Source organism: Nannocystis bainbridge, from assembly GCF_028368995.1.
Classification (GTDB): domain Bacteria; phylum Myxococcota_A; class Polyangia; order Nannocystales; family Nannocystaceae; genus Nannocystis; species Nannocystis bainbridge.
In genome coordinates this window covers 4,272,638-4,291,353 of sequence record NZ_JAQNDL010000001.1, presented here as the reverse complement: position 1 = coordinate 4,291,353, position 18,716 = coordinate 4,272,638, and the positions used below count along the sequence as shown (strand labels likewise).

The 18,716-nt window shown below is 71.1% G+C and carries 14 protein-coding genes; 7 read left to right on the top strand and 7 right to left on the bottom strand.

From position 1 onward, the window contains the following. The first annotated feature begins 150 nt into the window (after positions 1–150). Positions 151–1,053, top strand: coding sequence for a hypothetical protein (locus tag POL25_RS16780; protein WP_272087045.1), 903 nt, complete (start codon positions 151–153; stop codon positions 1,051–1,053). Next, a complete protein-coding gene (locus POL25_RS16775) occupies positions 1,053–2,837 on the top strand; it encodes an HTTM domain-containing protein (protein ID WP_272087044.1) in 1,785 nt (594 codons plus the stop codon). Before POL25_RS16780 ends, POL25_RS16775 begins: the two co-directional genes overlap by 1 nt. Before the next feature lie 58 nt (positions 2,838–2,895). Here the strand turns inward: POL25_RS16775 and POL25_RS16770 are convergent, their stop codons facing one another. The 3 genes from POL25_RS16770 to POL25_RS44365 form a co-directional block, all read right to left on the bottom strand. Then, complete coding sequence (locus POL25_RS16770; RefSeq protein WP_272087043.1) at positions 2,896–4,050, bottom strand: hypothetical protein; 1,155 nt, start codon at positions 4,048–4,050, stop codon at positions 2,896–2,898. Between the two features lie 355 nt (positions 4,051–4,405). After that, positions 4,406–5,929 (bottom strand): phytoene desaturase family protein, encoded by a 1,524-nt coding sequence (locus tag POL25_RS16765; protein ID WP_272087042.1) that lies wholly within the window; start codon positions 5,927–5,929, stop codon positions 4,406–4,408. Positions 5,930–5,936: 7 nt separating this feature from the next. Further along, on the bottom strand, positions 5,937–9,065 hold the full coding sequence (locus POL25_RS44365) for a DEAD/DEAH box helicase (protein ID WP_272087041.1): 3,129 nt from the start codon (positions 9,063–9,065) through the stop codon (positions 5,937–5,939). Positions 9,066–9,463: 398 nt separating this feature from the next. On the opposite strand from POL25_RS44365, the gene POL25_RS44360 reads away from it, so the two are divergent. Then, on the top strand, positions 9,464–10,504 hold the full coding sequence (locus tag POL25_RS44360) for a class I SAM-dependent methyltransferase (RefSeq protein WP_272087040.1): 1,041 nt from the start codon (positions 9,464–9,466) through the stop codon (positions 10,502–10,504). Between the two features lie 273 nt (positions 10,505–10,777). On the opposite strand, the gene POL25_RS16750 is transcribed toward POL25_RS44360, so the two are convergent. Together POL25_RS16750 and POL25_RS16745 are read right to left on the bottom strand one after the other, a co-directional pair. Further along, positions 10,778–11,821 (bottom strand): PA0069 family radical SAM protein, encoded by a 1,044-nt coding sequence (locus POL25_RS16750; RefSeq protein WP_272087039.1) that lies wholly within the window; start codon positions 11,819–11,821, stop codon positions 10,778–10,780. A gap of 258 nt (positions 11,822–12,079) precedes the next feature. After that, complete coding sequence (locus tag POL25_RS16745) at positions 12,080–12,475, bottom strand: hypothetical protein (RefSeq protein ID WP_272087038.1); 396 nt, start codon at positions 12,473–12,475, stop codon at positions 12,080–12,082. Positions 12,476–12,481: 6 nt separating this feature from the next. Between POL25_RS16745 and POL25_RS16740 the strand changes: the two genes are divergently transcribed. From POL25_RS16740 to POL25_RS16725, 4 genes are all read left to right on the top strand, one after another. Further along, positions 12,482–12,817, top strand: a complete 336-nt coding sequence (locus POL25_RS16740; RefSeq protein ID WP_272087037.1) for a hypothetical protein — start codon at positions 12,482–12,484, stop codon at positions 12,815–12,817. A gap of 534 nt (positions 12,818–13,351) precedes the next feature. Continuing rightward, positions 13,352–14,200 carry a tetratricopeptide repeat protein gene (locus POL25_RS16735; protein WP_272087036.1) on the top strand — a complete coding sequence of 283 codons (849 nt, stop codon included), beginning with the start codon at positions 13,352–13,354 and terminating at the stop codon, positions 14,198–14,200. Between the two features lie 86 nt (positions 14,201–14,286). After that, positions 14,287–15,042, top strand: a complete 756-nt coding sequence (locus POL25_RS16730; RefSeq protein WP_272087035.1) for an alpha/beta fold hydrolase — start codon at positions 14,287–14,289, stop codon at positions 15,040–15,042. 235 nt (positions 15,043–15,277) lie between these two features. Further along, the gene (locus POL25_RS16725) at positions 15,278–16,429 is read left to right on the top strand and encodes a hypothetical protein (RefSeq protein WP_272087034.1); all 1,152 of its coding nucleotides are present in this window, start codon (positions 15,278–15,280) and stop codon (positions 16,427–16,429) included. 275 nt (positions 16,430–16,704) lie between these two features. Here POL25_RS16725 and POL25_RS16720 read toward each other — a convergent pair whose 3' ends face one another. Both POL25_RS16720 and POL25_RS16715 read right to left on the bottom strand, forming a co-directional pair. Then, entirely contained in the window at positions 16,705–17,673 is a 969-nt protein-coding gene (locus POL25_RS16720) for a hypothetical protein (RefSeq protein ID WP_272087033.1), read from the bottom strand. Positions 17,674–18,120: 447 nt separating this feature from the next. After that, entirely contained in the window at positions 18,121–18,459 is a 339-nt protein-coding gene (locus POL25_RS16715; RefSeq protein ID WP_272087032.1) for a ComEA family DNA-binding protein, read from the bottom strand. Positions 18,460–18,716 lie beyond the last annotated feature (257 nt).

Here is an 18,716-nt window from a genome sequence, read left to right as displayed (position 1 = left end):
GCGGCTGGCCCCGCACGGCGCCGGGCCGCCGGGGCCGTCCGGCGTGGGAACCTCGTTATCTTTGAAGCTGGCGCATGGGACATGTCATGAGGGACACGTGGGGTGCCTTGTATTGATGGCCAAAGCGACATGTCCCGAGGAGCATGTCCCGTGAGTCGGCCATCCCACGACGGCACGACGAGGCTGGCCGACGCGCTGCTGCGGGCGCCGCCGGCCGAGGACGTGGGCGACGGGCCGTGGGCCTACCGCGGGTGGGCGGCGCTGCTGGTCAGCCTGTTCGTCCTCTATCACACGGTCGCGCTGCTGCAGCACACCACCCCGGCGAGCGGGCTGTCGGAGCGGTTCAACCGCCGGCTGGCCGAGCTGCTGCGCTCCGGCGCCTACATGCGGGCCACCTCGAGCGTGCAGAGCTGGGCGATGTTCGCCCCCAACCCGCACCGCACCAACATGTTCTTGCAGGTGCGGGTGGTGACGCAGGCCGGCGAGGAGATCGACCTGCTGCACGACATCTACGGCCGGCGCGACTACCCGTACTTCTTCTACGACCGCATGGGCAAGATCAACCGGCGGCTGCTCGAGCAGGAGCGCTACCAGTCGCCGTACGCCGCGTGGGTCTGCCGCGAGTGGGCGCGCACCCACGGCGGCGAGCCGCCGGTGCGGGTCAACTTCACGAAGATGTGGACGAAGGTGCCGCACCCGTCGAAGGCGATCGAGACCATGGGCTTCGACCCGTTCGAGCTCAAGCTCTACAAGGAGGACCTCAAGGGCTTCGACTGCGCGACCACCCCGCACGCGCAGCTTCCCGACCAGATCCGCGCCCGCTACGGGTTCGCGCCGCTGCCGGCCGGCAGCTTCGTCGAGGTCGACACCACGAGCTGGCGCGAGCGGGCCGCGGCGCGGGCCAAGATCCTCGAGCGGCGACGGGCCGTCGACGGCAAGCGCAAGCGCGACGTGGCCCCGGTCGAGGACGGCGACGAGCCGGCGCTGCCGGCCGAGGGCGGCGGCAACGAGGGCGGGGCCGAGGTCGGCGGGGCCGACGGGGGGGGTGATTGATGCTGGCCGCGCTGCTCGCTCCGGCCGCCAAGGGGCCCGCGATCGACCTCTCGGCGCACATGTCCCTTGCGACAGGTGCGCTGTGGCTCGGCCTCGGCTGCGCGCTCGCGTTCTTCTTGGTGCGCCCCGAGCTGTGGCGGCGACTGTGGCTCGAGCGGGTCGACCCGCGGCCGGCGGGGCTGCTGCGCATCGTCTACGGCGTGGTCGTGCTGTGGACGCTGCTCGACCTGATCCCGCTGCTGCGGTTCTTGTTCACCGACGAGGGCCTGTGGCTGCCGGCGATGGCGCGCAAGAACTACGGCGGCGAGCTGCGGCGGCTGTGGGACCCGGAGCACGGCTTCGAGAGCTGGTGGAGCGTGGTCCAGGCGCTGTGGGCCAAGTTCTCGCTGTTCCACCTGCGCGCCGACCCGGCCTTCGTGTGGGCGGTGTTCGGCCTGACCTGCGCCAGCGTCACGGCGATGATCCTCGGGATCAAGACGCGCCTCAGCACCCTGCTGAGCTGGTTCCTCGTCAACACCTTCTACAGCTACAGCCCCGTCTTCTACAGCGGCGGCGACACGGTCCTGCGGGTGTTCCTGTTCCTCGGCGTCTTGACCCGCTGGGGCGAGGCCTACGCGCTCGACACCTGGTGGCGACGGCGGCGCGAGCTGCTGGCCGGCAGCGTCGTCGTGCCCGCGCTGCGGCAGATCCCCGCGTGGCCGCTGCGGCTGATGATGCTGCAGCTCGCCATCATCTACTGCGCCACCGGGGCGCTCAAGAGCGGCCTGACGTGGTTCGACGGCACCGCGCTGTTCTACGCGCTCAGCCTCGACCACTTCTACCGCCACCCGTTCCAGATCCAGGTCGCCACGTTCCTGCACATGATCGGCTTCCTGCCGCTCTCGACGTGGGTCACCAAGGCGTGGGAGACCCTGTTCCCGCTGGCGCTGGTCGGGCTGGCGCTGCGCCGGTGCGAGCGCGAGCTGTCCGAAGGGACATGGCCGAAAGTGCAGGCGTGGCGGCGCTGGAGCTCGTACGCGCTGATCGCCGCGATCGTCGGCGCGCTGGCCTACGTCGGCGGCCTGACCGCCTGGTACTACTACAGCCCGGGCGAGGGCCCGGTGCAGCTGTCGCGCGCGCAGGCGCAGGCGCTCGTGGTCGCCGGCGTGCTGGCGTTCCCGGCCCTGCTGGTGGGCTCGTACCTGTGGCTGCGGGCCCGCCGTCCGCGCGCGCACGCGTGGGTGCTGCGGTGGCTGTGCGGCAAGCGGCTGTGGCTCGGCGTCGGCGTGATCATGCACCTGGTGATCGACGTGGCGATGAACGTCGGCACGTTCGTGCAGGTGATGCTGGCGGTCTACATCGCGTGGCTGTCGGGCGCCGAGGTCGAGGCGGTGTGGCGGACGCTGATGTCGCGCCCGCTGGCAGAAGGCGAGGGCGCCCGGCCGCGGCGCAAGCCGGGGTGGAAGGCGTCGCTGCTGCGCCCGCTCGACCGCCTGCGCTACCGCGGGCCGCGAGCGCCGTACGTCGTGCACCACGCGGCCGACGAGGCGTCGATCCGCCGGGTGGCCCTGCTTCGCATGTGGGACCTCGGCGCGCGCCTGCAATTCGCGGCCGATCCGTCGGTGCCCGCGGGGGCGCTGGTCGTGACCGCGCCGGGCGATGCGACGCGTCACGCCGGGGCCGCGGCCGGTCGGGCGCTGGTGCCGATCCTGCCGGGCTTCTGGTGGCTGTACCCGTGGTGCCTGGCGCCCGGGCTGCGCACGCTCGCGGGGCGAGCGGTGCTGCGGACCTTCGAATTGCGCTGAGCCGTGCGCCGACCCAGCGAGCTCCTCCCTCGCGGCCGGGGGAGGAGCGAGTCGCCCATCACTGCGGGATCGTGCAGAAGTTCTGCGGCGACAGCCACGCGAGGATGTTGACCCAGAACTGCTTGATCTGCGGGATCTGCTGCCACTCCGAGTCGAACTCGATCCACTCGTCGCCGAAGATGAAGAGCTTGCCGTCGAGGCGGGTCTGGCCGACCGCGACGGGGCCCTGCGGCAGCGTGCCGATCACCTCGTTGAGCGCGACGCCGTCCTCGACGATGTCGACGTAGAGGCCGCCGTAGAACGACACCGAGGTGATGCCCTCGGTGATCGGGTGCGGCGTCCACTGCGTCACCGGCCCGCCGAAGAAGCCCTTGCTCTGGTTGTAGGCCAGGCCCATCGGCGCGATGATCGAGTTGGGGCGATCGACGACGGTGTTGTTGTTGGTGTGGCCGGTCATCGACATCAGACCGCCGCCGCCCTCGACCCAGGTCCTGATCGTCGCGGCCTCCTCGGCGCTGTAGTTGCGGACCAGCCAGTCGAGGATGACGATGTCGTACTTCTCGAGGGTGACGGCGTCGATCGGGGTGCCGTCGAGGGAGATCCGGTCGACCTGGGTGCCCTGGGCTTCGAGCCAGCCCTGGAACTCGGCGGAGGGGTTGGCGCCCTCGTTGCCGAAGATGGCGATGTTGAGACAGTCGCAGATGCCGTCGCCGCCGACGTCGACGTCGTCGACGATGCCGTTGCAGTCGTCGTCGAGGTCGTTGCAGATCTCTTCGGTGGGGATGCAGTCGGGGCCGGTCGTGCTGCTGTCGGTGGTGCTCGAGGTCTCCGGATCGAGGGTGGTGCCGGGGCCGACGGTGGTGTCGGTGTCGGTGGCGCCCGAGTCGGTGACGGGGCTGGTCGTCGCGGTGGCCTCGGTGTCGGCGGTCGTCGACGAGGTCGCCGAGCCGTTGCTGGTCGAGGTCGGCTCGCCGGTGGTCGGCAACGAGGTCATGCTGGCCGAGCCGGTGCCGTCGGTCTCGCCGCTGTCGCTGTCGCTGCCGCCCGCGGTGACCGTGCCGTCGGTGGCGGTGACGCCGGTGGCGGAGGTCGAGTCGCTGTCGCTGTCGCCGTTCGACGCGCTGACGTTATTGGAGGGCGGGTCACCGCAGCCCAGGGTGGCGAGGACGAGCGAGCCGAGCAGCGCGGAGGAGAGACCAAACCAGGTTGTCATGCGCATCGATGGTAGCGAGTGTGTCGCCGCGTTGCGATCGATGCGCTGGCGCGTCGGCGCGCGCTCACCTCGTGGGAGGAGGTTGCACCGCGGCGTCGCGCACAGGTTTTCGCGTGACGATCGCCGGTGGACGTGGACCCAGGGCGGCGGCTGAACGCTTGTCTCACGCGCGGCGGTAGCGACGGTCGTCGAGGGTATTACATGTACTTCGGGACAGGCGGAGACAACAATCGAGTTCGCGCGACGGCGAGGGTCATGCGACACCCTCGGTGCAGAACAGGGCGATGCCGAGGTGACGTCGCGGTGGACGTCGTCCGGCGAAGCAGAGGTGGCGCCGGGGCGGCCCTCGCGTCGCTCAGCCGAGGTCGCGCAGGACGATCTGCGCCGCGTTGTAGCCGCACATGCCGTGCACACCCGCGCCCGGATGTGCGTAGCTCGAGCACAGGTAGAGACCCTCGACCGGCATGCGGTGGCGGAAGTAGGGGAACAGCGGGCGGAAGATGAGCTGGCGGTGCCAGGCATTCGAGCCGCCGCCAAGGTCGCCGCCGACGAGGTTGGCGTCCATGGCCTCGAGGTCAGGTGGGGCGACGACCCGGCGCGCGAGCACGGTGCTGCGGAAGCCGGGCGCGAGGCCCTCGATGCGGGCGTCGACGCGGTCGGCGAAGGCCGCGGCGTGGGCCGACCAGCCGCCCGCGGGCCGGCTCGGCACGCGCGAGTACGCCCACAGCGTGTGCTGGCCGGCCGGGGCGCGCGTCGGGTCGAACAGGCTCTGTTGACCGATGACCAGATACGGGTTGTCGGGCAGCTCGCCGCGGCGGACCTGGGCGGTGAAGCGCTCGAGGTCGTCGAGGCTGTCGCCGGCGTGCACGACCGCGGCGCGCCTGGCCTCGGGGACAGCCCACGGGACCGGCGCCGACAGGGCCCAGTCGACCTTGAAGGTGCCCCAACCCTGCGGGAACTTCTCCATGAAGCGGACCACGCGGCGGGGCACGAGGTCGCGCGCGACGAGGTCGAGCATCAGCGAGGCGACGGCGGTGTCGGCGATCACGGCGCGGCGAGCGGCGCGCAGCTCGGTGCCGTCGGCGAGGCGGACGCCGACGGCGCGGCGACCTTCCGTGAGGATCCGTTCGACGCGGCTGGCGAGGCGGATCTCGCCGCCATGACGGCGCAGGTCGGCGACCATGGCGTCGGCCAGCACCTGCGCCCCGCCGCGCGGGATCGAGTAACCGCCGGTGGTCGCGGTCATGCCGAGCATGAAGCCCAGCGCCGCGCCGAGCGGGTCGCGCGGGCCGACGTCGACGTGCAGCGCCAGCCCCGGCATGACGCGCCGGGCCGCCTCGCCGCGGAACAGCCGGCGCGACAGACCTGCCCCCGAGGACAGCAAGATCCGCGCGAGCTTGAAGATCCCGAACGGCAGCAGCTTCAGGACCGGCGCGAGCGTCGGCAGCGTGTTGAGGAGGATCCCCAGCACCGCCGGCTCGACGCCGCGGTACCAGCGGGCCAGCGCGGCGAAGGTCTCGCCGTCGCGCGGGTCGCCGAAGTGACGCGAGGCGAGCTCGAGGTCGCGGCTGATGCACGCGACCGAACCGTCGGGCGCGGGGTGACAGCTGTCGAACTCGGCGAAGCACAGCTCGACGCCCTGCTTCTCGAGGTCGAGCGCGCGGAAGGCCGGGCTGATGCGCGGGAACGGGAACAGCGCGGCGCCGACGTCGTGGACGAAGCCGGGCAGGGTCGCCTCCTCCGAGCCGAGCGCGCCGCCCCAGCGCCGCGGGTTCGCCTCGCACACGAGCACGCGCATGCCGGCGCGCGCGAGCATGCAGGCGGCCACGAGGCCGTTGGGGCCGGAGCCGATGACGATCGCGTCGGGGTCGCCGGCCATGGTGTCCTCACTGATCCCAGGTGGCAGCGCTCGGGGTCTCGAGCAGCGCCTCGACGTCTTCGATCGTCAGCTTCTTGCCGGCGGTCACGTCGCGGCCGAGCGCGCTCTCGGCGACCTCGCGCTTGCGGGCCCCGAGCTCGACCATCTTCTGCTCGACGGTGTCCTCGCAGACCAGCCGGTAGACCATGACGGGCTTGTCCTGGCCGATGCGGTGGGCGCGGTCGGTGGCCTGGTCCTCGACGGCGGGGTTCCACCACGGGTCGAAGTGGACGACGGTGTCCGCTTCGGTGAGGGTGAGGCCGGAGCCGCCGGCCTTGAGCGAGATGAGGAACACGGGCGGGCCGGACTTGGTCTGGAACTGCAGGACCAGCTCCTCGCGGTTCTTGGTCCCGCCGTGCAGCCAGAGGTAGGGGATCTTCAGCTCGTTGAGGGCGTCGCCGAGCAGCTTCTGCATCTCGACGAACTGTGAGAACACCAGGACCTTGCGGCCCGAGCCGACGCAGTCGGCCATGAGCTCCTTGAAGGCCTCGAGCTTGGCCGACGGCGGCAAGGTCGAGGCGTCGGGCAGGCCGAGCAGGCGCGGGTCGCAGCAGACCTGGCGCAGGCGCGTGAGCGCGGCGAGGATCGTCATCTGCGACTTCTCGAGCCCGACCTCCTCGATGCGGCCCTTGATCTCGTCCTTGGCGGTCTTGAGGATCCGGTTGTAGAGGCCGAGCTGGCTGCGGCTGAACTGCACGAACAGCGTCTGCTCGGTCTTCGGCGGCAGCTCCTGGGCCACGTCCTCTTTCTTGCGGCGCATGACGAACGGCCGGATGCGCGCGCGCAGGGCCTCGAGCGTCTTGCCGTCGTTCTCCTCGATCGGGCGGACGTAGTTCTTCTGGAAGTCGGACAGCTTGCCGAGGAAGTTGGGCGCGAGGAAATCGAAGATGGCCCACAGGTCGGCCAGGTGATTCTCGACCGGGGTGCCCGACAGCGCGAGGCGGTGGTCGGCGGTCAGCTGCTTGGCGCTCTTGGCGGTGGTGGTGGCCCAGTTCTTGATGTACTGCGCCTCGTCGAGGATGGCGTAGCGCCAGCGGATCTTGCTCAGCTCGTCGATGTCGCGGCGCAAGATGGCGTAGGTGGTGACGACGATGTCCGCCTTCTTGAGCATGCGCCGGTTCTCGGCCCGGTCAGCGCCGTGCCAGGTGGTGAGGCGCAGGCTCGGGGCCCACTTCTCGACCTCCTGCTTCCACACGCTGAGCACCGAGGTCGGGCAGACGATCAGCGTCGGCTGGTCGCCCTCCTCCTCCTTGGCCTTCGTCAGCAGCGCCAGCGCCTGGACCGTCTTTCCGAGGCCCATGTCGTCGGCCAGGATGCCGGTCATCTGGTTCTCGTGGAGCTGCCACAACCACGCGAAGCCGGAGCGCTGGTACTCGCGCAGCTTGGCGGTGAGCGTCTTGGCCCGCTTGGGCGCCTTGGCCGAGCGCTCGCCGGTCATGTTCTCCATCAGGCGCTTGACCTCCTTGGCGACGTCGGCCGAGGGCACGGCGCCGAGCAGGCGGGTCAAGGTGCCGAGCTCGAGCGTGCTGATCTCGGCGTGGCCCTTCTTGTCGAACTCGATCGCGCCGGCGGCGTCGGCGATCGGCTGGAGGATCTGCGGGTCGAGCTTGGCGACCGAGCCGTCGGCGAGGGTGATCCACCGCCGACCCTCGTGCAGCCAGCGCAGGAGGTCGCGGAAGGAGATCAGGTCGTCCTCGCCCTCGACGTCGACGATCGCGTCGAGGTCGAGCACGCTGCCCTCCTTGCTGCGCACGGCCAGCCGCGGGGTCGGCGACTTGCTGCGCACGCGCGGGAGCTGCGGCACGCGCTTCTCCCAGGTCTCGGGCAGCAGCGGGATGCCGACGATCGTAAACTCGACGGCGGCGTCGCCGGTGGCGATGAAGCCGTCGGCGTCGGGGTTGTACTTGAGGTTGAGGTCGGTCAGCGTCTTGCGCGCGGCGGCCTCGCCCTCGAGGTCGCGGTAGAAGCTGAGCGGCTGGTCGCCGAGGTTGATGGTGTAGCGGGCCGACTCGGGCTCGCTGCCGGTGATGCCGATGGTGGCGTTGCCGTAGCGGGCGGCCAGCGCGACCTTGATCTGCGTGGCATCGCCCTCGACGGTGGCGATGATGGCGTCGATCTTGCGCGAGTCGGAGGCGAGGGCGAACAGGTCCTGGTGGGGGACGCCGGCGGTCTTGAGCGACTCGCTGAGGTCGTCCATGGCCTGGGCGCTGACGCGGGCGTCCATGACGATGCGCGGCTGCTTGGCGACGGCCTCGAGCACCCACGGCGGAGTGTCGGGGACGAGGAAGACCTCGGCGGTCTCGTGCAGGAGGAACCAGGTCGGCGCGCCGACGATGACGCGACCGGAAGGGACCTCGAGGTCGCGGCCGGTGCTGCGCTGCTCGAGGAAGGCGTGGAGGACGACGCTGTTGTCGCCGGGGCGCGGCTCGGCGCGCACGCGCAGGGTCAGCGGCTCGGCGGCGAACTGCAGCTTGCCGACGCCCTTGAGGCTGACGGTGCTGCCGCCGCGGGCGAAGTAGAGGAGGCCCGAGAGCGCCATGTCGTCGATGACGTGGCCGCCGTCGTCGGCGTCGTCGACCTCCTGCGAGAGGTAATGATGGATGACGCGGTCGGCCGGGCTCATGCCCTCGTAGCGGCGCCGGCTGACGACGGGCGTGCCGCCGCCGCGGAAGGCCATGACGTGCCAATTGCCGCGCCGGGCCTCGATGGTGTAGCGCTGCGCGTTGGCGCCGGTGCCCGCGACGTCGGCGGTCCACGGGTTCTGCGTCAGCGTGATCTCGCCGCCGGCCTGGTACTGCTTGCGCAGCGCGAGCGCCAGCGCGACCGCGTGGTGGCAGAACCTCTCCCAGCCGTCCGTGAAGGTCGGGCAGTCACAAACGGCCTCGACCGCGCCCGACTCGAGCAGCTTGATGGTGGCCGCGTGCGGCTGCGAGTGCGTGCCCTTGATCTTGCCCTTGAGACAGTTGCCGGCGAACACGATGTCGCTGACGGCCTTGGCCTCGAACAGCTCGACGCCGGCGGCGTAGGCCTTCTTGCTGGCAATTTTCGCCAGCGACTCCGGCTCGAACAGGGGGAGGAACGCTTCGAGTGTGGACACGCAGATCCTGGGACGATGACGGGGCAGACACGGTCGGCCACGCCTCGGTAGCCGGACCCGCGCGACAACCCGCGGAAGGGGGTCGCCGAGAGCTCCAACAAGCACATGGGCCCCACGACGACCGCGGCGAATACACGCCAGGCCGGCGGAGGGTCCGCAGGTGCTTTAACACGGGGCGTTTCGCGGGTCCACCCCCAATCGCGCAATCGGCCGGATTTGCCAGGGAGCCCGCGATCAATGACGACCGCAGGCGCCGGCAACGGTCCTTCAAGGGCCGCTCCAGGGCCGTTTCGTGAGGGGCGCGGTCGGGCGTGCGCTGACGCGGGCGAAGCCCGGGACGACGCGCATCACATGAGCTGAATTGCGCGCCAGGCGCCCCGCTGTTATCCCTCCGCGCCGTGCAGGGCGAGAACCTCTTTAATCCCTCGGACCCGGGCGTGCGCCTGCTCGCCCAGGCAGTTCAAGACCTGCCGCCGCAAGCGCTGGCGCTGGTGTACGGCGGGCCGCTGCCCGGTCTGCGCCCGGGGGCGACGCGCTGGGCCCTCGATGTCCGCGAGCAGTCTGCGGAAGAACCGGCGGCGCTCGTCGCACCGTGGGCGGTCGACATCACGCCGCGCTTCCGCGCCGCCGTGGTGTGGCCGCGCGCGCACCTCGGCAAGGACTTCTCCGAGGCCTGCCTGGCCCTCGCAGCTTCGGTGCTGCTGCCCGGCGGACGCCTGCTGTGCGCCGTCCGCAAGGACAAAGGCGCGGCCTCGCTGGCCCGCACGATCGCGGCGCTGCTCGGCTCGTGCGAGACGGTGGAGCGCGACCGCGGCTACCACCTGCTGGCGGCCGAGAAGACCGAGCGGTTCGACGCGCAGGCAGCCGCCGAGCTGCTGGCAGTGCGCCACGAGATCGCCGAACCACTGCTCGGCGAGGTGCCGCTGGTCTCGGCGCCGGGGGTGTTCTGCCGCAAACACCTCGACGACGGCACGCGCGCGCTGCTGACGGCGCTGGCGGCGGCCGAACCAGCGATGCCGCGCCGGGTGCTCGACCTCGGAGCAGGCATCGGTCCGCTGGGGCTGTGGGCGGCCAAGACCTGGCCGAAAGCGCATGTGCTGGCGGTCGAGAGCAACGTGATCGCGGCGGACCTGGTCCGCGAGAACGCGAGGCGCCTCGGCTGCGAGCGCGTGGAGGCGCTGGTGTCGGACGGGCTGCCGGCGAGTCACCCGTGGCGCGGGACGGTCGAGCTGGCGCTGGTCAATCCGCCGACGCACGCGCCGCCCGAGGCGTTCGCGGCGCTGGTGAAGCCGCTGCCGCACTGGCTGCGCCCGGGCGGAGAGGCGTGGTTCGTGGTCAACCGCTCGGGTCGGCTGGTGCAGGTGCTGAAGGACATGCGCGCGCAGATCGAGACGCACGAGGTGCCAGGGTTCTGGATCGTGCGAGCCCGCTGGGGCTGATGCGCGCGACCTGTGCTCGGGACGCTTATAAAAAGGCGCACCAAAGAGGTCTGCCTGTCCTCGAGGTTGATGACTTCGCCGGAGCAGGGTGGACGTCGCCCAGAGCGGTGATCCACGTGTATGTCTCTGGGGACAGGTAAGGCGAAAGGCAGGTCATCGCCGAGCGATCGATGAGCCTGTCCTCGGGGGCAGGTCGTGCGCGGACCGATGGTGATCGAAGTAAGAGCGTCGCGGCCTGACCTTCGGGACAGGTGGTGCGGCGCTCCCGGCGAGTCAGTCGTCGCCGAAGAGGGAGCGCTGCCGGGGCCTGACCTTGGGGACAGGTTCGGCGCGCATGGTGGCCTGGGCCGGCATCTGCGGCGGATCGATATTAAAACCGAGGCGGCGGGCGTGGACCGTGAACAGCTGCTCGATGGCCTGCCAGCGCGGGCCCTCGCCCTGCATGCGCTGGCCGAACTGGGCGCTGTTCATGGCGCCGCGGCGGACGTCGCGGATGGCCGAGAGCACATGGGCGTGACGCAGCGGCTCGGCCTCTTTGAGGCGAGCGTCGAACACCGGCAAGACCTCGGCCGGGAGGCGCAGCAGGGTGAGGAAGGCGTTCTGCGCGCCGCACTCGCGGGCGCGCGCGAGGATCTGGGGGATCTGGCTGTCGTTGAGGCCGGGGATCACGGGGGCGACGCCGACGCCGGTGCGGATCCCGGCAGCGCTCAGGGTGGCGAGCGCCTGGAGTCGCTTCGACGGCCGCGCGACCGAGGGCTCGATCCGCCGGGCCATGGCGTCGTCGATGAAGGGGATGCTGATCGTGACCGAGACGCTGGCGCGGCGGTTCAGCTCGACGAGGAGGTCGACGTCGCGGGCGACCAGCGGGCCCTTGGTGATGATGCCGACCGGGTTGGCGAACTCGAGGCAAGCCTCGAGGCAGCCGCGGGTGAGGCCGTAGTGGGCCTCGAGCGGTTGATAACAGTCGGTGACGCCGCTGAAGGCGAGCAGGTCGCGGTTCCATTTGGGGCGGGCGAGGAACTGCCGCAGCAGGGTAGGGGCGTTGACCTTGACGACGATCTTGCGCTCGAAGTCGGTGCCGGCGCCCCAGCCGAGGTACTGGTGCGAGGGCCGGGCGTAACAATAGGCGCAGCCGTGATAGCAGCCACGGTAAGGGTTGACGCTGTGGCGAAACGGGATGTCCGGGCTGTCGTTGCTGGCGACGACGCTGCGCGCTTCCTCCTCGAACACCTCGAGGCCCGCAGGCGGGGGCTCGCCGAAGTACTCGACGTGGGTCGATAGCCACGGGTTCGGCGGGTTGTCGACGGGACGCGGCACGGGCGAGGAGCCTAGCAGGCGAAGGCCGGTGCGGCAGGAGGAGACGGGGCGGCGCGCGGACCGCCGCTGCCGTGAGCGCACCCCCGGAGGGTTGATGCCGATGAACGTGCTCGGCTTGCGAGACCCGATGCGAGTGAGGCGACTGCTCGATGCAGAGCGGACGATCCGCGCTTGCGAGGACGCGGAATCATCGCTGGCAAGAGATGTCCCGAAGGACAGATGATGGCGTGGCGAATGTGTAACAAGTCTCGCACCGACTCAGGCGCTGGCGAGGACCAGCCGGGCCAGCTCGCGGGGCAGGTGCGAGAGGCCGAGGTCGCCGAGCACGCTGAGCTTGCCCTGATGGTGCCAGTAGAGCAGAGGGGAGATCGGGCCGGGGAGGGTGCGATAGGCGTCGCGGGCCCAGCCGGCCATGAAGCGGAGGGTGTCGCCGACGCTGACCGGGGCGGCCTCGGGCTCGGCGCACCAGAACTGTCGCAGGCCCCAGGCGACCAGCGAGCGCCGCAGGCGGCGGGCGCCAGGGGCGATGAACAGGGCGGTGCCGCGGGCGGGGAAGGCGACGACGGTGCCCACCGGCCCAGGCGGCTGTCCGAGCAGCGCCTCGAGCTCGAGCACGGCGGCGGCGGTGTCGACCCGACCTGGCCCTCCGAGCATGTACGCATGGACACCTTCGGAGGGAGCCGCGAGCGCGAACTCGAGGCGCTCGCTGCAGGTGCCGAGGCGCGCGCGATGAAACAGACCGGCAGGACCGAGCCCGGTGGCGGCGAGGTCACGGCGATCGGCGATCTCGCAGCGACCGTCCGGCGCGATACAGGCGACGAGCTCGCACAACCCGGGGGCGAGCTCGCGGGCGAGAGCGCCAGGATGACGGGCACACTGGCCAGGATCGACGAGCAAGGCGCGCAAGGCCGGGACGGCGCAGTCGGGCCTGGCGGGCCGCGACCGCACGCCGGCGAGGCGCGTTGGCGGGGCGGCGACGCCGGGATGCGTCGATGAGAGCAAGCCGGTGGGAGGCGTGGTGTTGGCGGCAGGCGAGGCGCTCGAGAGGCGAGCAGGTCGCGAGCGCGAGGCGGGAGAGCTGGCGAGTGGTGATTTCGCGTCGGCCCGTTCTGTGACGGCACGCGCGGAGGCGACGCGCGCGGGGGCGGCAGCGAGGCATCGAGCCGAGGTCGTGGCTCGCGTCGAGGCGCCCGCGGCAGACCGTCGCGCGTGGACGAGCGAGCGCGCAGCGAGCCGTCGCGCGCGGGAGGTCGAGGTCGCTGCGAGGCCGGCCGATCTCCGCGAGGCCGGGGCCGAGGCTCGCGCCTCCGGCGGCGCGGGCAGAGGGCCGACTGCGAGCGAGGAGGGGCCGGCGGCAGGTGCGGGCGAACGGGTCGAGAGCGACGCCGACCGGCGCGGGCGTGAGGCAAGATCAGGCGGGACGTGCGACATGGTCCCCCTGAGGTCGATGCGAGCCGGCCTTCTTTTGCACGGCGGGCAAAAAAATTCGCACGCCTGCGCGAGGCGGTCGCGTCGCGCTATGGTGAAGAGGTGCGAGGCGCGTGGTTCTTCCTGCCGACCCTGGTGCTGCTGCCCGGCTGCTCCGGCGAGGTCACGGCGATCGCGGCGCTGGTGTTCAGCATGTCGCTCGGCGCGTGGCTGGTGGGGCGCGACCGGCGACGGCGAGCGATGCTGGAGGCGGAGGTGCTGCGGCGCGCGATCGCTACCGGGCGGCACCGAGAGATCGAGCAACACCTGCGGCGCGAGCTCGCGCTGGCGGCCGCGGGCGAGGCGGTGAGCGTGGAGCGGCAGTGGCTGGCGCGGGCGCAGCTCGGCGGGCTGCTGGTGGCCGAGTGGCGGCTCGAAGAAGCCGGTGCGCTCTACGACGACAGCTCGACCAAGCTGTCGCCGCATCTGCAGGCGCTCGCGGCGTTCGGTCGGCACGAGATCGCCTGCGTCGCCGAACCGGCCTCGGCCGAGTTGTTGGCGAAGATCCGCGGCGACCGCGACGCCTGCCTGCGCTTCGTCCCGCCGGCCTACCAGCCGACCGTGGCCCAGGCCTGGAACGCGCTCGAGGGCCTGTGCCTGGCCCGCATGGGTCGGGCCGGCGAGGCGGCGGCGCTGCTCGAGCACGGGCTCGAGTCGCTCGGCTACAACCCTGCGCGCGTGGTCTACCTGTTCCACCTCGGGCAGGCGTACGAGCAGGTGGGCGAGCGCAAGCAGGCGGTCGCGCGCTACGAGCAGGCGATGCAGTCGTTCCCGGGCACGCGCCTGGCCAGTGAGGCGCGCGCCCGCTGCCTGGCGCTCGGGACCGGCGGGCGCGACGAGGTGTTCCGCGGCATGCTGCCCGAGTCGCCGACGCCCGCGCTGGCCCTGTCGCGCCCCGATCGCTCGCGCTGAGCCCGAGCGGCGGACACGTGTACGACCTCCGCGCGCGGCGCCGAGTCTTGCGGTCCGGCCCCCTCGTGCTGCTAAGGTAGGAAGCAGTGGCGAAGCGACAGCGAGGGATGATCCAGCACGCGACGGAGACGATCAGCCACGGCTTTGGCTACGCGCGTCACCTCCTGCGCGGCAATCGGGTCGCCGGAGACATGTCCTGGGTCGAGCCCGGCAGCCGGCCGGTGGTGCTGGTGCACGGGTTCCTCGGCACGCGCGGGACGATGTTGCCGCTGACCCGGCGCCTGCAGTCGGACGGCAAGGTGGTGTTCAGCTACCACCACGGGATGTTGCAGCTCGGTTCGCTGACGCGGTCGGCCGAGGAGCTGGCGGTCAAGCTGCGCGGGCTGACGGAGAGCCTCGAGATCGATCGCGTCGACGTGGTCGGCTTCAGCATGGGTGGGCTGGTCTCGCTGCACGCGGTCAAGTTCCTGCAAGCGCACCGGCACGTGCGCCGGCTGGCGTTGATGGGCACGCCGCTCGGCGGGACGTGGATGTCGCTCGCGGGCATGGCGACGATCGGGCTCGTCAGCGCTTCGGTGTGGCAGGTCCGTCCCGGCAGCCGGTTCCTCAAGGACCTGCGCGGGGCCCCGCTGCCGGCGGGCGTGCGGCTGCGGCAGATCCACGCCGACGCCGACGCGCTGTGCCCTGACCCCGGGCCGATCGAGGGCGTCGACCGCGAGAACGATTACGTCGTGTTACCGGGCGGTCACTCTTCGCTGGTCATCGCCCAGCCGTTCTATGCCGCGGTCCGCGAGTTCCTCGACGAACCGGACGAGCCGGCGCGCGCCGTCGTTTCGCGCTGAACCACTCGCAAGCCGGCGAGCCGCCGGGCGCAAAGACCATGTCGTCATGGTCAGGCGATCCTCGTGAAACGTGGTTCGCTCGCTCGCCGACCCGCGTGAGCCGCGCGCGGAATGTGTGCGAAATCGCGCTGCGGGTGGGGCCTGAAGACGGCAGCAGTTTTGCCGCGCGCGACGCGATCTGCGTATAGTAGAGCCCATGCGTCGCTCTGCTCTTGCTGTCGCTTGTCTTTTTGCGTTGACGCCACAGCTCGCCCTCGCAAACCCGTACGCGCGCGCGAGTTCGCTGTGGGCGCAAGCGGCAGCGACGCAACCGGCGACGGCGACGACGACGACGACGACGACGACGACCACGCAGGAGACGACGACCACGACGCAGCCTGCGGGGGACCAGTGGCAGCCGACCAGCTCGAAGGCGCCGAAGAGCACCGATCTCGAGGAGCCGGCGCAGCCGGAGCCGCCGCCCGAGGTGAAGCCGGAGCCGACGCCCGAGCCCGAGCCGCCGCCGCCCGAGCCGGAGAAGCCGAAGTGGACGCGCCACGGCTTCGGTATCCGCGGCGGCATCTCGATCATCCCGACCTGGGCGGTCCGCGGCTACGTGCAGAGCCTGACCAACTCGCTGTGTCGCGGTGACTCGATCCCCGGCGGCAAGTTCGGTGCCGGGTTGACCCGCGTCGACGGCTGCAACTTCTACATCGGCGGCGAGTACATCTACCGCTTCTCCAAGAACTTCGACATCGTCCCGGCCGTCGCCTACCACCGCCTCAAGGCGCCCGACGGCCTGTGGCTCGACGACAGCGAGCGCGACGCGAACGGCAACCCGAACCTGGGCGCGGCCGACTACACGCAGGTCAACTTCAGCTTCGTCGCGCTGCAGGTCGACTTCATCGGCCGCGGCACGGTCGTCGAGACCCCCGACTTCGCGTTCCAGCTCGGCGGCGGCGGCGGTATCGGCCTCGGCATCATCACCGGCAAGGGCCTGTGGCAGACGCCGCTCGGCAACCCGCCGGGCGGGACGACCGACGGCACCCCCCAGGCCTCGTGCAACTCGGTCTCCGACTACTCCGACTTCACCAAGTGCACGCCCCACTGGGCGCCCGACCCGGACAACCCGGGCGCGCCGCCGCCGGCCCAGGGCAGCCTGGCGCTCGACCAGAACAGCGCGAACCCGGGCCGCTTCGCCAAGTGCACCAAGGACGGCTGCAACGAGGCCGACCTCAATGTGCTCGGCCGTGAGAAGGGCGTCAACCTGCCGGTCATCCCGATCGTCAACCTGCTGGTGACCGCCCGCTTCCTCATCAAGGACACGTTCGGCATCAACCTCACCGGCGGCTGGAACACGGGCTTCTACTTCGGCGGCAGCCTGCAGTACTTCTTCGGCTCGCGGTAATGGCCGAAGGGACATGCTCCGAAGGACATGCCCTTCGGAGCATGCGCCGAGAGACAGCTCGCGGGGCTACCCCTTGATCGGGCCGCGGGTCGGCTAGCGGCAGATTTCGTCGCGCGGGGCCAGACCGGCGCCGTCGAGGGTGAATTGCGGGGGCGCGATCGGCAGCGAGCCGGTCCCGGGTCGGCTAGCGGCAGAGTTCGCCGCGCGGCGCCAGATCGGCGCCGTCGAGGCTGAACTGCGGGGCGTGATCAGGTAGCGAGCCGGCCGCGGGTCGGCTAGCGGCAGAGTTCGCCGCGCGGCGCCAGACCGGCGCCGTCGAGGGTGAACTGCGGGGGGATCGCTGCATCGCTGGGCGGTGATGGCGGAGTCGCGGAGGTGTCCCCGGGGACAGGTGCTTCGTCGCCGTCGCCATCGCCGGGCGGACTGGCGGTGTCCTCGTCCTCCCAGCCGGCCTCGTCGTCGCCGGCCACGGCCGCGCTGCCACCCAGGTCGGGATCGACGGCCTGGGCGCCGTAGGTGATGATGACGAGGTCCTGGCGGCGGGTGCTGGGACCGGCGAGGCGGGTGCGACGCGGCAGCACCGTGCCGTCGACGGGGCGCAGCTCCTCGTGCAGGAGCGACCACATGCGCGCCAGCTGGCCGTCGGCGCGGCGCTGCCACAGCGTGCCGCCCGCGGACCACCACACGCCGTCGACGAAGGCGAACCGCAGCTCTTGCTCGTAGCCGGGGGCGCGCAGGCGCAAGACCTCGTGGCCGTGGCGTGGATCCCAGCTCTGCGCCACGACCTCGTACGGCGGGGCGAGCACCGGAGCGCCGCCCAGCACCAGCGACACCAGCTCGCGCGCGGCGAACGGGACCCCGAGCAGCCGCTGGATCGCGCAGTCAGCCGGGGGCCCGGCGAAGAAGCCGGCCGGGAGGTTGTCGGCGGCGACGTTGCGCAGGGTGTAGCCGCGCTCGTTGAAGGCGAGCGACACGAACTCGTGGCCGGCGATCTGGATCTGGCCGGAGAATCGACCTGGCTTTTGGGCCAGGAACATGAGGTTGCCGCTCGGCGCGCGACCGATGCGGATCTTGGCGACCGGGACCTGAAGGGCGGAGATCTTCGGCGCCGCCGCGCCGAGCAAGGCGTCGGACCTGGGCGCCTGCCCCGTCGCGTAGGGCGGGAGGATCTCGGGCGGTCGGCATCCGGCCGCAGCAGCGGCGAGGAGCGCAGCGAAGACGGGAACGAGGAGACGCGAGCGCACGCCCCGGAACCTTAACCCGTCCCGGCGGGACGTGCACGGGAGAAGCGCAGGTGGGCGACGGGCGAGCAGCGCGTGGGCTTCGAGGGGTTCCAGCACATTGATGGCTCGCAAACAAAAGTGGTGATGATGCTGCGAAATGCTCGGAGGACCGCGGGCCGGCGCTTCGTGACGTCGGGGCGAGGTGAAGGAGGGACGCTCACCGATCGCTGCGCGCCGGTCGCGGCCTCCGAGGCGAGAGGGGAACCAAGGCTCACCGGGGAGCCCACTTTTCTTTAAAGTGTTCTTCGGGACATGTCGCGAAGGACATTGCTCCGGCCGGTCGGAGCACGAGCACGAGCGCGACGAGCGTCATCGTGGTGGAGTGCAGACCGTCGCGATGAGCGGGCCACGGAGAATCCCTCGCCCGTCACGCCCGTGCTCGTGCCCCGGCTGGCCAGAGCGAGCGGCTCAGGGCTGCTTGGTGGCCAACTCGTCCTTCGGGACTTCGCGCAGGTTGGTCTCGCCCTTGAGCACGAGGTACTGCTTGAGCTTGGCGAAGGTCTTGGGCCCGATGCCCTTGATCCGGACGAGGTGGTTGGTCTCCTGGAACGGCTTGCTGGCGCGGTAGTCGACGATCTTCTTGGCCATCGCCGGACCGATGCCCGGGAGCAGCTCGAGCTGCTCGACGGTCGCGGTGTTGAGGTTGACCTGGCCCTCGAGGGTCGGCGCGGCGAAGGCCGGCGTGGCCGTCAACAGCGCGGCCGCGAGGGTGGACAGGGACAGGAAGGTACGGATCTGCTTGAACATGGGTGACTCCGTTCGGCGCTCTCGCCGATGAATCCCATTGAGCAAGCGGAGCGCCGCGGCGCCGTTCGAAGCTTTTCAAGCACTTGCGGACATGGCCCCGGCGCCAGGTGGCCCGCCGGCGGGACGCCCGGCCAGCCCGCGGGACAGCGAGGGCGCTCGATGGTCGATCGTGGCATGTCCAGAAGGACAGGTGAGCACGGGGCGCGCCACGATAATATATCTCGAAGGACAGGTGACTCTCGACGCCTGGCGAGAGA

Bases quoted from the DNA above. Each gene is read 5' to 3' on its own strand.
- POL25_RS16770 (WP_272087043.1), bottom strand. From the start codon at position 4,050: ATGACAACCTGGTTTGGTCTCTCCTCCGCGCTGCTCGGCTCGCTCGTC.
- POL25_RS16740 (WP_272087037.1), top strand. From the start codon at position 12,482: ATGGACACCTTCGGAGGGAGCCGCGAGCGCGAACTCGAGGCGCTCGCT.
- POL25_RS16775 (WP_272087044.1), top strand. From the start codon at position 1,053: ATGCTGGCCGCGCTGCTCGCTCCGGCCGCCAAGGGGCCCGCGATCGAC.
- POL25_RS16745 (WP_272087038.1), bottom strand. From the start codon at position 12,475: ATGCTCGGAGGGCCAGGTCGGGTCGACACCGCCGCCGCCGTGCTCGAG.
- POL25_RS16765 (WP_272087042.1), bottom strand. From the start codon at position 5,929: ATGGCCGGCGACCCCGACGCGATCGTCATCGGCTCCGGCCCCAACGGC.
- POL25_RS16715 (WP_272087032.1), bottom strand. From the start codon at position 18,459: ATGTTCAAGCAGATCCGTACCTTCCTGTCCCTGTCCACCCTCGCGGCC.